Annotated in this window: 12 protein-coding genes; all 12 read left to right on the top strand. The window is 42.5% G+C overall.

Annotated elements, in window-relative coordinates:
* The first annotated feature begins 2 nt into the window (after positions 1–2).
* Positions 3–1,814, top strand: a complete 1,812-nt coding sequence (locus WA352_RS14190; protein WP_033133005.1) for a PP2C family serine/threonine-protein phosphatase — start codon at positions 3–5, stop codon at positions 1,812–1,814.
* Entirely contained in the window at positions 1,807–3,336 is a 1,530-nt protein-coding gene (locus WA352_RS14185) for a helix-hairpin-helix domain-containing protein (RefSeq protein WP_033133006.1), read from the top strand. The genes WA352_RS14190 and WA352_RS14185 overlap by 8 nt, the downstream gene beginning before the upstream one ends.
* A complete protein-coding gene (locus tag WA352_RS14180; protein WP_033133007.1) occupies positions 3,333–4,385 on the top strand; it encodes an ATP-grasp domain-containing protein in 1,053 nt (350 codons plus the stop codon). Before WA352_RS14185 ends, WA352_RS14180 begins: the two co-directional genes overlap by 4 nt.
* 42 nt (positions 4,386–4,427) lie before the next feature.
* Positions 4,428–5,567, top strand: a complete 1,140-nt coding sequence (locus WA352_RS14175; RefSeq protein ID WP_033133008.1) for a phosphoribosyltransferase domain-containing protein — start codon at positions 4,428–4,430, stop codon at positions 5,565–5,567.
* Entirely contained in the window at positions 5,560–6,381 is an 822-nt protein-coding gene (locus WA352_RS14170; RefSeq protein WP_005203240.1) for an HAD hydrolase family protein, read from the top strand. Before WA352_RS14175 ends, WA352_RS14170 begins: the two co-directional genes overlap by 8 nt.
* Positions 6,365–7,516: a cysteine protease StiP gene (gene stiP / locus WA352_RS14165; RefSeq protein ID WP_033133009.1), complete on the top strand. Its 1,152-nt coding sequence runs from the start codon at positions 6,365–6,367 to the stop codon at positions 7,514–7,516. Before WA352_RS14170 ends, stiP begins: the two co-directional genes overlap by 17 nt.
* A gap of 4 nt (positions 7,517–7,520) precedes the next feature.
* Positions 7,521–8,402 carry an HpcH/HpaI aldolase/citrate lyase family protein gene (locus WA352_RS14160; RefSeq protein ID WP_033133010.1) on the top strand — a complete coding sequence of 294 codons (882 nt, stop codon included), beginning with the start codon at positions 7,521–7,523 and terminating at the stop codon, positions 8,400–8,402.
* Between the two features lie 25 nt (positions 8,403–8,427).
* A complete protein-coding gene (locus tag WA352_RS14155; RefSeq protein WP_033133011.1) occupies positions 8,428–9,627 on the top strand; it encodes a TerD family protein in 1,200 nt (399 codons plus the stop codon).
* 102 nt (positions 9,628–9,729) lie between these two features.
* A complete protein-coding gene (locus tag WA352_RS14150; RefSeq protein ID WP_033133012.1) occupies positions 9,730–10,308 on the top strand; it encodes a TerD family protein in 579 nt (192 codons plus the stop codon).
* Positions 10,309–10,367: 59 nt separating this feature from the next.
* Positions 10,368–11,438 (top strand): DUF475 domain-containing protein, encoded by a 1,071-nt coding sequence (locus tag WA352_RS14145; RefSeq protein ID WP_005203250.1) that lies wholly within the window; start codon positions 10,368–10,370, stop codon positions 11,436–11,438.
* A gap of 87 nt (positions 11,439–11,525) precedes the next feature.
* The gene (locus WA352_RS14140; RefSeq protein WP_004653185.1) at positions 11,526–12,101 is read left to right on the top strand and encodes a TerD family protein; all 576 of its coding nucleotides are present in this window, start codon (positions 11,526–11,528) and stop codon (positions 12,099–12,101) included.
* Between the two features lie 79 nt (positions 12,102–12,180).
* Complete coding sequence (locus tag WA352_RS14135; protein ID WP_033133013.1) at positions 12,181–13,479, top strand: VWA domain-containing protein; 1,299 nt, start codon at positions 12,181–12,183, stop codon at positions 13,477–13,479.
* Positions 13,480–13,491: the final 12 nt, after the last annotated feature.

Here is a 13,491-nt window from a genome sequence, read left to right as displayed (position 1 = left end):
CCATGTCGCAAACTTTGACTCCTGACGTTCAGACAGTTTTTTTAAATACATTAAAGCAGCTGTTACAAGATCAAACTCAACAGAATCCTCTGTTACTGGATGATAATTCTATTGATCAATTACTAAGCAATAAGAAGATTTATAATGCCTATCATGATTTGGCTGAACAGATTTATGAGCTGATGGGCTTTCAATTAGAACAGTCAGCAGCGTTTCAGCATTCTTTATTACAGCGCATCCTGGAGCAGGGGCGCTTGCCGGTTTACATCTCTAAAGCTGAAAATATCAATAGCGCTGAATCAAGCCAACCGCTATTCGATCATATCCAAATGATGCAGAATTCAATTGATGAGACGGATGTATTGGAGTCAGTTGATCAGCTTGATTTTCTAGATGAACTTTATTTGTCCCCGTCTATTGAAGCAGAAGCTGATCCTTCTTTTATAAATGATTGCTTTGTCGCTACGCCACACCAGACAACCTCGCTGCTGTCAGTTAAGTCGATCACAGATATCGACGCAAATAATACAGACCACAATCAGAATAATGCCTCAGGAAAATCAAATCATGAGGTGAAAATGGTGAAAAAAATGCCTCATTTTCAGATACCCAATGCGCGTGTTGGGCAAGACTATCAAGCCCGTATCCAAATGCAATATCCAGTCAAAGAGGACGTGCTGATTTGCTCAGAATCGATCAAAATTCCAGACGACTTAGGCATCGTATTTGATGATGAAACGCAACAATTACAGGGCATACCGCTACAAGCTGGTGAATTTAAACTGGCATTTCAGTATAAAAATAACGAAGCCACACAAGCATGGTCTTCGGGTGAGGTGACCTTTATTATTACTGCCGATCCGCGTAGTTTATGGCAGGTCAATGAGCCTGATATCCATGCGCCTTATCAGAAAGCACATAGTGATCACCAATTGATCCAGACTGAGCACTTTAACCTTGCTGCCTGTAGCCAGCGCGGGCGCTCACATGAACACGCAGGTACATTCCGTGATGATGACTTTCTGATTACTCAAGTTGCAGAGACCGATTGGTCAGTATTGATCGTTGCAGACGGTGCTGGCAGTGCCAGTTATTCTCGACAAGGTTCTTTGCTTGCAGTGCAAAGTGCAGCCAAAACGCTGACGGATTATCTCGAACAGCATCATCCGCATCTTGATCGCTTATTGCAGCAATGGCAAGTTGGCAGTGACGATGAAATGACCAAGTCTGTTGCACAGAAAATCTATAAAGATTTTCATGATACTTTCTATAAAACAGCTCAAGTGGCCATTGAGGCCATTGAGCAGGAAGCCGAGTTAAAGCAGGTTGCAGCCAAGGCCTATGCCACGACTTTATTGGTGGCTGTGGTTAAACAATGCGAGCAAAAAACCTTTATTAGTACCTTTTGGATGGGCGATGGCGCGATTGCTGTATATGCCAAAGATAAAGTACGTTTAATGGGCAAACCAGATGGTGGCGAGTTTGCTGGGCAAACTCGTTTCTTGGATCGCAGTTTTGCACAGCAGTTTGCTAGTCGCGTCAATATTGGCTATTACGATGATTGTGAAGCTGTAATTCTGATGACAGATGGTATTTCCGATCCACGCTTTGAAACGGATGCTGGACTTGCGAACCACGAAAAATGGCAGGCCTTATGGCAAGAAATTGAACCACAGTTACAGCAGCCACACCCAGATCAGGCTTTATTGGAATGGTCAAAGTTCTTTAGTGCAGGGCATCATGATGATCGTACTTTGGCGATTTTATGGAATAAGCCTGTGAGTGTGGATGTGGAGGGTCTTGCCCATGACTAAGATTATCCAGTGTCAAACCTTAGATGGTCGGCCAGTTGCATTCGTTGATGAAGTCATTGGCTCAGGAGCAATGAAAGATGTCTATTTTTCTCCTGATAAATCTTATGTGGTGTGTTTTTTTAGCAAAGAAAAAAACCATTTCTATCAGTCACATGCTGAGCTGGAAAGACAGAAGGACCGCTTAAAGGAAATTGTTGGCAATAAATGGCAAGGTATTTTCAACAGTGCAGGCGGGGATTACTGGAAAAATGTGTTTTGCTGGCCCGATGGTTTGATTGAATATAATGGTTTGTTGGGGATTACAGCACCGACCTACCAAAAACAGTTTTTCTTTGAACATGGGTCTAAAAATAATGATTTTTTAGGCATTAAAGGTAAGGAAAAAGAAGGGAAATGGTTTGCCAGTGCCAATAACCAAAATCGGTTTTTAGATGAAAAAGAAAAAGGCAATTGGTCGAATTATCTGCGTATTTGTATTTTAATTGCCCGTGCTGTACGCCGTATGCATGCAGCAGGTTTGGCGCATTCAGATTTATCCTACAAAAATATTTTGATTGATCCTGTAACTGGCCGTGCCTGTGTAATTGATGTTGATGGTTTGGTTGTGCCGGGTAAATATCCACCTGATGTGGTCGGAACGCCTGATTTTATTGCACCTGAAGTGGTGAAAACCAATCATTTAAAAAAAGATGACCCACAGCGAAATCTCCCAAATATCATGACCGATCGCCATGCCTTGGCGGTCTTGATCTACATGTATTTGCTGTATCGGCATCCATTACGTGGTGGCAAAGTCCATGATGTGAATGATCCTCAGCGCGATGAAAATCTGGCAATGGGTGATAATGCCTTATTTATTGAACATCCAACCGATTCAAGCAATCGGGTAAAAGTTAGTCAAGTCCGTCCAAGTGCTTTACCGTGGGCCGATCCTGAAAAAATTCCATTCACTGTGACAGGCCCTTATTTAAAAGAACTGTTTTTACAAAATTTTGTGACAGGTTTACAGCAACCGCAGCAGCGGCCTTCAGCCAATGATTGGGAAACCGCTTTGGTTAAAACGGTGGATTTGATCCAGCCTTGTTTAAATAGCGATTGCAGTCAAAAATGGTATGTATTTGATAATACAACAAAACCAGTATGTCCATTTTGTGGTACAGCCTTTAAAGGCAAGTTACCTGTACTGAACCTCTATTCGGCACGCCGAGAAGGTAGTTTTAGACCTGATAATCATCGTTTAATGGTCTGGACAGGGCAGTCACTTTACCCGTGGCATGTCAATAATTTGATTGCACCGAACGAGCGTCTAACAGCAGAGCAAAGCAAACGTGTCGGCTATTTTGTTTTTCACCAAAATCAGTGGTGGCTGGTCAATGAAAATCTGCCTGACCTCATGGATGTGGCAAGCAAAACAACGATTCCAATTGGCGAAAAAGTTGAATTGCTGGATGGAAAACAAATTTTACTTTCACGTCAGGATGGAGGCCGCTTAGTGGTGGTGCAAATGGTGGAATGTGTATGACACAAATAGTGAATGATCTTGCTCAGATTGGAATTACTGAAGATTCGATCGGGATTTGGTTTACCCAAGCGCATTCTTGTCAACGTGATTTAATTTTGGCCGCAAAAACGGCGCCGTTTGATACCCGAATTCATGTGGTGGCATCACATGCAGACGATCGTCCTGAAATTACATCTGTTGCCGATATCGCTTTACAAGAACCGCCTTTGTTAGAGCGAGTCGAGTGGGTTTTACAGCAGGCACAACGCTTCAATGTCAAATTGATTATTGCTGGGCATCATGCTGAACTTTATCTGGCGAAAAAACAGCGCTTCGAACAATTGGGCATCCGTCTCATGGCGGGCTGTGATACGGTTGAGCAGATTGAGCAACTGAATGACAAAGCTCTGTTCACTCAGATCTGTGTAACACACGGCTTGGCGGTCGCGCCTGCAACCATTGTTGAAAATGCCGAGCAATTAGAAGATGCATATCATGACTGGTTGCAACAAGGCGATGTGTGCGTCAAGCCTGCCAAAGGGGTTTTTGCTTCAGGGTTTTGGCATTTAGATCCTAAAGCGGATGCTTTTGATGTGTTTGCCAATAGTATGAAATTCAAGGCGCATCCTGAAAGTTTTATTGAGAGTTATCGCCAGTTAGAACAGCCTCCTGTGTATTTGGTCATGCCATTTCTTGCTGGACTGGAGTGCTCAGTGGATATGTTGTGCGTACATGGTCAGGTGCATGGTGCGATCGCACGTTATAAGCAAAAGAATGGCTGCCAGAGTTTGACATTTGAAGATCCAGCGATTGAGTTGGCCAAACAGGTGGCTGCATTATTTGGTTGTGATGGGCTGGTGAATATGCAGGCTCGATATAATGATCAACAGCAGTTATATATTTTGGAAGTGAATTCTCGGCCATCAGGTGGCATTGCACATACCTTCATGAGCGGCGTGAATTTGGTGCATTTGGCGATTGCCCAAGCACTACAGCTCAATTATCAACCTGAAAAGATGAAAAGTTCGGTCACTGTACGCAGCATAAGTCAGAGTATTTGTGTAATATAAAGACCATTATGTATATTATTTTAACTTAGATTTAAGAATTATATGATTGAGATTGAATTACAACGTGGCAAATTGGATTTAAAGCCCGATGAAAATAGCCATTGGAAATGGCAGGATTTACTCGGTTTTGCTGAACGAATAAATCCGAAGAGAGCTTTTTTATTTGTCTCAAAAGTCTTGGGGAGACATATTCCAGTCAGTCCTCAGGTGATGCGCCATGCGTTTACTGATTTAGCCCAACTGATTCCGAGTGATTTACCTGAGCCAATCTTGGTGATTGGGATGGCAGAAACCGCGGTAGGTTTAGGCGCAGGTGTACATCAAGTCCTGCAAGAACGCTATCCAGATGCACTGTATGTCACCACGACTCGTCATCCTGTTGAAGGCGCACCGTTATTGGCTCGCTTTTTAGAAGAACATAGCCATGCCCAAGATCAATTGCTGTATGGATCTCCTGATGCTGATATCCAAAAGAAAATTTTAGCCAGCAAAAGTATCGTATTGGTTGATGATGAAGCTTCTACAGGGAAAACCTTTATCAATTTAGTGTCTGCACTACAAGCGGCTGGCTTTGATCAAATTTCCCATATTGTGACGGCTACTTTGGCAGATTGGTCATCAGGTATTCATATTGCTGGATTAGATTGTCAGTCCGTGGCGTTGATGACGGGTAAATGGCAGTGGCAGGATGCCGAAAATCCACCACAGATCAACATGCCCAAAGTCGATACCGTGGCATTTGGTGAGTACGCGACCTTGTCTGAACCGACTTGGGGACGTTTACCGATTCAGGATACTTCTGCCTATATTCGTTTGCAGGTCGAACCTCAGCAACGGATTTTAGTATTAGGAAGCGGTGAATATGTCTGGTCTTCATTCTTATTGGCTGAAGATTTGCAGCGTCAGGGCGCAGAGGTGAAATTTAGTGCGATCACCCGCTCACCGATTGCAGTAGGGCATGCAATTCAATCTGCTTTAGCTTTTTCAGATAACTATGGCTTAGGTATTCAGAACTTTGTCTACAATATCAATCCATTAGAGTATGACCGAATCTTTATTACAGTGGAAACCTGTGCTGAGTCAGTCGCCGATAGCCTATTAGACGCGATTCCAAATGCTGAAGTTATCAGCGCAGTAGAATTCCCACATCAAACCTTTAATCTGTGTAGTGCGAATGACTAATTTCTTATTTGACGCGCCAAATATTGCAACGCCGCTCATGTTGGTTGATCTGGATGATACTTTATTCCAGACCCATCGCCGTATTGTTCCCCAAGCTGACTTTAAAATGGTCACCACGGACAAACAGGGACAAGCATTGGCGTATATGAACCCGATTCAGCAGCACTTTGTGCAGTGGTTGTTGCATAGTACACATTTGATTCCCGTCACAGCACGAAGTGCAGAGGCATTGTCTCGGGTACATTTACCTTTTCAGTATGGAGCAGTTTGTTCTCATGGCGGTACGGTACTGAATGCAGATTTCAGTGTAAATCTGGATTGGCATGCACAGATGCAACATGCATTGGCCCCTTATCAAGCACGGCAACAGGCTTTAATTGAGGTGGTACAGCAACAGGCAACCCATTTTGGTTCTATCCGTACTTGGGTGGTCGAAGAGCAAGGTTTAGGTTTATACGTGGTGGCCAAGCAAAATACCGAAAATGATAATCCTTATGCACCGAATTTCTTACCAGAACTATTAAATAGCTTAAGTCCAGATGTATTAGATGGGTTCTATTTTCATTTAAATGGCAATAATTTGGCTTTGATTCCCGAACCTGTAAGCAAAGCCAATGCAGCCCGTTTTTTATTGCAACAGTTTGCGTCTCAACAACGTCCGATTCTCGGTTTTGGCGATAGTTTATCCGATGTGGAGTTTTTGAATCTATGTCATTGGTGGGGCATGCCGAATCACAGTCAATTGAATCGTTGGGTAAAACATAATTTGACGCAGCAATATAAACAAGAAGGATATTATGGCGATTATCAATAAAGATAAAGCAAATGAATTAATTTTAAAACAAGGGTTTAGCGGTAGTTATCAATCAGAACAAGTGACTTTTTTACTTAAACGGACGCATATTGAACCAACCGATACCATCGAAAAAGAACGCCTGATTCAATCGGGCGAAAAGCATTATTCGCAAATGATCAGTTTGGAGAGTGCACCGACCGAACGCCATTTACAGTTGTTTGAACAGGCCATGCAGCAAGGGCAACAGCGTTTGGCTCGAGAAGTTCAGCAGTTGGCACAAGCTTTGGTTGCACAATTCAAGGAACCAATTGTATTGGTGAGTTTTGTACGTGCGGGCGTACCCTTAGGTGTACTGCTTTATCATGCGGTACAGGATTTAGGTCGTGATTGTGTACATTATGGCATCAGTATTATTCGAGACCGTGGTATCGATTTTGCTGCCTTGGAAACCATTATTGCCAAACATGGACACCAATCGATTGTATTTGTGGATGGTTGGACGGGTAAAGGCGCGATTCGTCAAGAATTGCAGCGTAGTTTAGGCAATGATGCGCGTTTTGCTGGGCGGCCTTTACCGTTGGTGGTCTTGTCGGATATTGCCGGTTGTGCATGGTTGGCGGCCAGTGGTGAAGATTGGTTGATTCCGTCAGGTATTTTGGGGTCGACTATTTCGGGCCTTATTTCCCGCAGTATTTGTGAAGGTGAAACCTTGAGTGCCGAGGAAATCAATGCCGAGAATATCGATCAATGGCATCGCTGTATCGAATATAGCCATTTAAAAGAATTTGATACTTCGCAGCAATTTATTCAGCGCATCAACCAGATTCGCACCCAGCTTAATCCACAGCCCAATGCAGTTTGGGCAGAAATACAACAACAGGAACAACAAAATCAAAGCCAGCAAGTGGTACAGAAACTGGCTCAAGAATACGACATTCAAAATATAAATCGGATAAAACCGAGTATTGCTGAAGCAACCCGAGCGATTTTAAGACGAGTGCCTGATCTGGTCTTACTTCGCGACGCCGATGATGCCGATACCCGTTTATTGCGTTATTTAACGCAAGTCACTGAGACACCGGTACAAGTGGTTGGTGATCAAATTGCGCCGTATAGAGCGATTACATTGATTCAAAAATTGGGGAAAGGATAATTTTATGTTATCTGCATTATCTTTAGGGGCAACATTATACATGCCTGCCACGCGTCCAGATTTATGGGCTGTGGTGAAGGGTGAAAAATATCCAGAGTTGCGCTCTTTGGTGATCTGTCTGGAAGATGCGATCACTGAACAGGAAATTGAGTTTGCTAAACAAAATCTCAAACACTTGTTGCAGCAAATTCAACAGCAACAGCGCCTTGAACAACATCCAAAAGTATTTATTCGCCCTCGTCACCTTGCAATGGCCGCTGAGTTAGCAGAATGGCAAGAAATCACCGCTTTAGATGGCATGGTATTGCCGAAATTTGGTTTAGCCAGCTTTAAGCAATGGCTTAGCGTTCTTCCACCAGATCTTCATTATATGCCTACGCTTGAAACAGCTGATAGTTTTGACATGGGGCAAATGAAAGAGCTGAGACAAGCCTTGCCAGAATTTCATAAAGTATTGGTACTTCGGGTTGGGGGCAATGACTTACTCAATTGTTTGGCCTTACGTCGGCCGAGTGATATGACCTTATACCAAACGCCCATCGGCACACTCATTGCAAATCTAGCAGGTCAGTTTTTACCTTATGGTTTTGCACTGAGTGCACCTGTCTGTGAGCATTTTAGTCAGGTGAAATTATTGCAGGATGAATTATATCTGGATTTACAGCATGGCTTGTCGGGTAAAACTGTGATTCATCCTGCACAGATCTCGATTGTACATCAGGCTTATCAGGTCAATGAAATCGAGTTGAAACAAGCGCAGGGTATTTTACAGGATGGCAGCAAGGCTGTATTTGCCTGTCATGGCAGTATGCTTGAACCTGCAACCCATCGTCGTTGGGCGGAACGGATTTTAGAACGGGCAAAAGTGTTTGGGCTAAAAGTATAAAAATCAAAAAATATAGGAATAATCGATGCAACAACTGATTACAGGAGCCAATTTGGCATTGAGCCAGTCACAGTGCCAAGTGAAAATTAAAACCACATTAGCGGCGCATATCGGTTTAGATGTCACCGCCTATGTCTTGAATGCTCAGGCGAAGGTTCGTGGTGATGCGGACATGATCTTTTATGGGCAAAAGCAGACACCGAACCGTAGTGTGGAATTGGTCGAGGCAACCACAAAAGCCCCGTATATTGCGCAATTTAATCTGAACACTCAATTATTCGATGCGGATATCAGCAAGCTTGCGATGTGTGCAACGATTGATGGGCAAGGTGCAATCAATGCGATTCAAGATATTCAGATTGAATTATGGGAAAACGGACAGCTCACGGCAACAGCAACGGTAAAAAGTGCTGAAAAGACTGAAAAAGCACTGATTTTGGCCGAAGTTTATCGTCATAAAGAGCAGTGGAAATTCCGCTTTGTCAATCAGGGGTTCAATGGTGGTTTAAAACCGCTAGCTGAACATTTTGGCGTAGAAATTAGTGATCAAGCTGCAACGCCTGAGCCAGTGCCTCAACCTGTACCTACGCCAGTACCACAGCCTAGAATTAATTTAAGCAAAATTACCTTAGATAAACGCAATAGCCAGATTAATTTACAGAAACAGGCTCACGGTTTTGGTGAGATTAAAATTAATCTGAATTGGAACCAACGGACTCAACAAGCTCAGTCAGCTGGTTTCTTTAAAAAGCTGCTCAACCAAAATCAAGGTATTGATCTGGATTTGGGTTGCCTATTCGAGATGCAAGATGGTAGCAAATCGGTGATTCAGGCTTTAGGTAATCGATTTGGTGATTTTAACGGCTTCCCCTTTATCCAACTTTCTGCGGATGACCGTACTGGTGCATTAACAGAGGGTGAGTGGCTCAGAATTAATGGACAGCACTGGTCGCAGATTCGCCGTGTAGTGTTGTTTGCCTTTATTTATGAAGGTGTCCCGAACTGGGCTGAAACAGATGCTGTGGTCACCATTTATGTTCCAGATCAACCACCGATTGAAATCCGTTTAACTGAAGGGCAGCCTTTGGGGATGTGTGGAATTGTTGAATTGGTGAATCAAGGCGGTAGTATTCAAGTACAACGTCACGTGCGCTATGTACCTGGACATCAGGAGTTGGACCAAGCCTTTGGTTTTGGTCTGCGCTGGGTTGCAGGCAGTAAATAAAGTTGATATTTAATCATGTATTAGATAACAACAATTTCGTATCTATGTAGACATTATTAAGACCATTGAATTTTAAGTGTTCAAACGAGGAGAAAAAACAAAATGGCAATTAGTTTAAATAAAGGTGGAAATTTATCCCTAAGTAAAACAGATCCAAATTTAGTTCGTATTTTAATTGGATTGGGCTGGGATGAGCGTGCGACTGATGGCGCAGCATTTGACTTGGATGCGAGTGCATTCTTATTAACTGCAACAGGTAAAGTACGTGGTGATCACGACTTTATTTTCTACAACCAACTTAAATCTCAAGATGGTTCAGTCGAACATACGGGTGACAACCGTTCAGGTCAAGGCGATGGTGATGATGAAACCTTATTGGTTGATCTGTCAAAAGTCTCACCTGAAATTGAAAAAATTGCGATTACCGTGACCATTCATGATGCACAAACACGTGGTCAGAATTTTGGTCAGATTGCCAATGCCTTTATTCGTGTTGTGAACCAAGACACCAATGTAGAAGTGGTTCGTTTTGATTTGGCAGAAGATTATTCGACTGAAACTGCCATGGTGTTTGGCGAGGTTTATCGCCACAATGGCGAATGGAAATTTAAAGCCGTTGGTCAAGGCTATGCTGGTGGGCTTGCTGCAATGTGCCAACAATATGGTATTCAGGTCGGCTAAGGTTCTCATTTCAACACATAAATGATGAATAGCTTAAAGCTGTTTAGAAAAGGAAAAAAATGAAACATTTTCGTTTCTCAATTATTTTTACAGTAATCTGTCTAGGGTTATCAGCATGGTGGGGCTTTACGCATGGCCCAAATGCTGGTTTCTCGATGATGCTTAAAGTTTTATTGATTACGACAGTACTAGCGGTCATGGAAGTATCCCTGTCTTTTGATAATGCTGTTGTCAATGCATCAGTACTCAGAAACTGGGACGAGTTCTGGAAAAAACTATTTCTTACCGTTGGTATTTTAGTTGCTGTATTTGGTATGCGTTTAATCTTCCCACTCTTAATTGTTGGTGTAACCGCTGACATGGGAATGATTGAGGTTGCGAAACTGGCACTGAATGATCCAAAAACTTATTCAGAAAAGTTACTTGCACATCATGCTGAAATTGCAGCCTTTGGTGGGATGTTCCTACTGTTGGTGTTCTTAAACTTCTTGTTTGATGATGGTAAAGATACGCACTGGTTCCATTGGCTGGAAACCCATTTATCGAATCTAGCAAATATTCCTGCGATGTCAGTATTCGTGTCACTGATTGCTTTACTGACTATGGCTGCTTTTGTACCTGAGCAACAAAAACTGATTGTGATTGTCGCGGGGATCTGGGGCATCGTGGTTTATATCGGTGTACAGGTATTGGGTCATTTGCTTGAAGGCAGCAGCGAAGATGATGAAGCCGATGAAAAACCAGTTACTGGTACTTCAAGTAATATCGTCAAAGCAGGCATTGGTGGTTTCCTTTACCTCGAGGTATTAGATGCTTCGTTTAGTTTTGATGGTGTGATTGGTGCATTTGCGATCACAAGTGATGTGGTTGTGATTATGCTCGGTCTGGCCATTGGTGCAATGTTTGTCCGTTCGATGACGATTTATTTAGTTGAGAAAGGCACACTAGAAGCATTTATCTATCTGGAGCATGGCGCACATTATGCGATTGGTGCTTTAGCTGCAATTATGCTTTATACCGGAACAGGTGGTCATGTGCCTGAAGTTGTAACAGGCTTGATTGGTATTGCATTCATTATTTGGGCTGTATTATCTTCAATTGCTTACAGTAAACAACAAACACAAGCTTGATAAAAATGTATGGATACATCATTTATATGATGTCCATGATTCAAATGAAATAAACAATGAGTTGAAATTTAATAAGGAGAAACTCGAATGGCAATTAGTTTAACCAAAGGCGGCAACGTTAGCTTAACCAAAGAAGCGCCTGGCATTACAAAAACAACTGTTGGTTTAGGTTGGAATCCTCGCGTAACTGATGGTGCTGCATTTGACCTAGATGCAATTGCATTTTTAGTCAATGAAGGTGGTAAGGTTCGTGCTGATAATGACTTTATTTTCTTTAATAATTTAAAGTCATCTGATGGTTCTGTGGTTCACAATGGTGATAACCGTACAGGCGAAGGCGATGGTGATGACGAAACCCTAAGTATCGATTTAAGCAAAGTTCCAGCTGACGTTGCAAAAGTGATCTTTGCGGTTACGATTTATGATGGTCAAACCCGTAACCAAAACTTTGGTCAAGTTGCGAATGCCTACATTCGTGTAATTAACGATGCGGGGGGGACTGAAATTGCACGTTATGACTTGTCTGAAGACAGCAGCACTGAAACTGCAATGATCTTTGGTGAACTTTATAAACACGGTAGCGAGTGGAAATTCCGCGCAATCGGTCAAGGTTTTGCTGGTGGCTTAGGGCCATTAGCCGCTTCTTATGGTGTTTCTGTTTAAGATGCCTGTGGAAGATAGTGTTTAGGCACTATCTTCTTTTTCGATATTTATAAATGATAAAAATAGGTTATTCCTGAATATGTTGAATTTAGTTCGCGGACAAAAAATAAAATTAAATGATGTTTTACAGGGGCAATCCTCTTTTTATATCCAGATTCAATATCAAGCCGCTTTTGATTTAGATATCGCCAGTTTTGGGCTTGATCCGCAGTATCGTTTGAGTGATGAGCGATACATGACCTTTTATAATCAGCCTGAAACGCCATGCCAAGCGGTTCGTCTGATTGAAAATCACAATAAATGCAGCCGTTTTTTAGTTGATTCTGCAAAACTACCTGCAAATATTCAACATCTGGTTTTGACCGCTGCAATTGATGGACAGAATGTCATGTCGCAATTACAGCAAGCGACGATTCAAATTCTTAACTTGCAGTTACAGCCGATTGCTGAACTGAAGTTAGATGGCAGCATCTTTGATCAAGAACGTGCCACCATGCTGATTGAGATTTATCGAAAAGACGGGATTTGGCGTTTAGCCGCTATTGGACAAGGCTTTAATGCAGGTCTTGCTGCCTTAATTCAACATTTTGGTGGAGAGGTTGCCGAAGAGCCAACAGCACAACAGTCGACACCAGTAACACCACAATCGAATATCGATTTAAAGAAAAAATTATCTTTGCAAAAGGCCGGAAAAACGGGCAATGCATCCATTATCGATCTGACCAAAAAATCACTGGTCCAACTGGAAAAGAAAAACTTACTGGGTGTAACCGCACGCGTGGCACTGGTCTTGGATGCATCTGGCTCAATGGATGGGCAATATCGCCGCGGTGATGTGCAAAAGGTGGTGAATCGCTTAATGCCACTGGCCATTCATTTTGATGATGATGGCAGTTTTGAGTGTTGGGCTTTTGCTGCTAAAACGACACAACTAGATGATGTGACGCTCGACAATGTCAATGATTTCATTAATACCACCCAACGTGGCTGGAAAAACTGGCAAGTGGGGGCACGTTATAATGAGGAAATTCCAGCAATTGAAGCTGTGATTAATTATTTCCAAAAATTCAAAGATCAAATCCCGACTTATGTTTTATTTATTTCGGATGGTGGCGTGGGCAGCCGTCGACAAATGCAGAAAATATTATCCCAAGCAGCCAAACTGCCTATTTTCTGGCAATTTGTCGGGATTGGCGGGCGAGATTATGGTGCACTAGAAAAGCTGGATGAAATGTCAGGTCGAATTGTCGATAACTGTAATTTCTTTAGTTTAGACCGCATTGATAGTGTTTCAGATGAACGTTTATATGAATTGTTATTACAAGAATTCCCTGATTGGTTAATCGCTGCAAAGCAACATCAGATTGTTAGAAATTAAAAGGAATAAATA

The sequence above is a fragment of the Acinetobacter sp. 102 genome, assembly GCF_037028485.1.
GTDB lineage: Bacteria > Pseudomonadota > Gammaproteobacteria > Pseudomonadales > Moraxellaceae > Acinetobacter > Acinetobacter higginsii.
The sequence above is the reverse complement of the archived record's forward strand: the minus strand, read 5'-3'. Positions and strand labels throughout refer to the sequence as shown.

What these genes read in the sequence shown, in the direction of transcription:
- WA352_RS14145 (WP_005203250.1), top strand. Translation starts at nt 10,368, where the DNA reads ATGAAACATTTTCGTTTCTCAATTATTTTTACAGTAATCTGTCTAGGG.
- WA352_RS14180 (WP_033133007.1), top strand. Translation starts at nt 3,333, where the DNA reads ATGACACAAATAGTGAATGATCTTGCTCAGATTGGAATTACTGAAGAT.
- WA352_RS14170 (WP_005203240.1), top strand. Translation starts at nt 5,560, where the DNA reads ATGACTAATTTCTTATTTGACGCGCCAAATATTGCAACGCCGCTCATG.
- WA352_RS14135 (WP_033133013.1), top strand. Translation starts at nt 12,181, where the DNA reads ATGTTGAATTTAGTTCGCGGACAAAAAATAAAATTAAATGATGTTTTA.
- WA352_RS14190 (WP_033133005.1), top strand. Translation starts at nt 3, where the DNA reads ATGTCGCAAACTTTGACTCCTGACGTTCAGACAGTTTTTTTAAATACA.
- WA352_RS14160 (WP_033133010.1), top strand. Translation starts at nt 7,521, where the DNA reads ATGTTATCTGCATTATCTTTAGGGGCAACATTATACATGCCTGCCACG.
- WA352_RS14175 (WP_033133008.1), top strand. Translation starts at nt 4,428, where the DNA reads ATGATTGAGATTGAATTACAACGTGGCAAATTGGATTTAAAGCCCGAT.
- WA352_RS14155 (WP_033133011.1), top strand. Translation starts at nt 8,428, where the DNA reads ATGCAACAACTGATTACAGGAGCCAATTTGGCATTGAGCCAGTCACAG.
- WA352_RS14140 (WP_004653185.1), top strand. Translation starts at nt 11,526, where the DNA reads ATGGCAATTAGTTTAACCAAAGGCGGCAACGTTAGCTTAACCAAAGAA.
- stiP (WP_033133009.1), top strand. Translation starts at nt 6,365, where the DNA reads ATGGCGATTATCAATAAAGATAAAGCAAATGAATTAATTTTAAAACAA.
- WA352_RS14185 (WP_033133006.1), top strand. Translation starts at nt 1,807, where the DNA reads ATGACTAAGATTATCCAGTGTCAAACCTTAGATGGTCGGCCAGTTGCA.
- WA352_RS14150 (WP_033133012.1), top strand. Translation starts at nt 9,730, where the DNA reads ATGGCAATTAGTTTAAATAAAGGTGGAAATTTATCCCTAAGTAAAACA.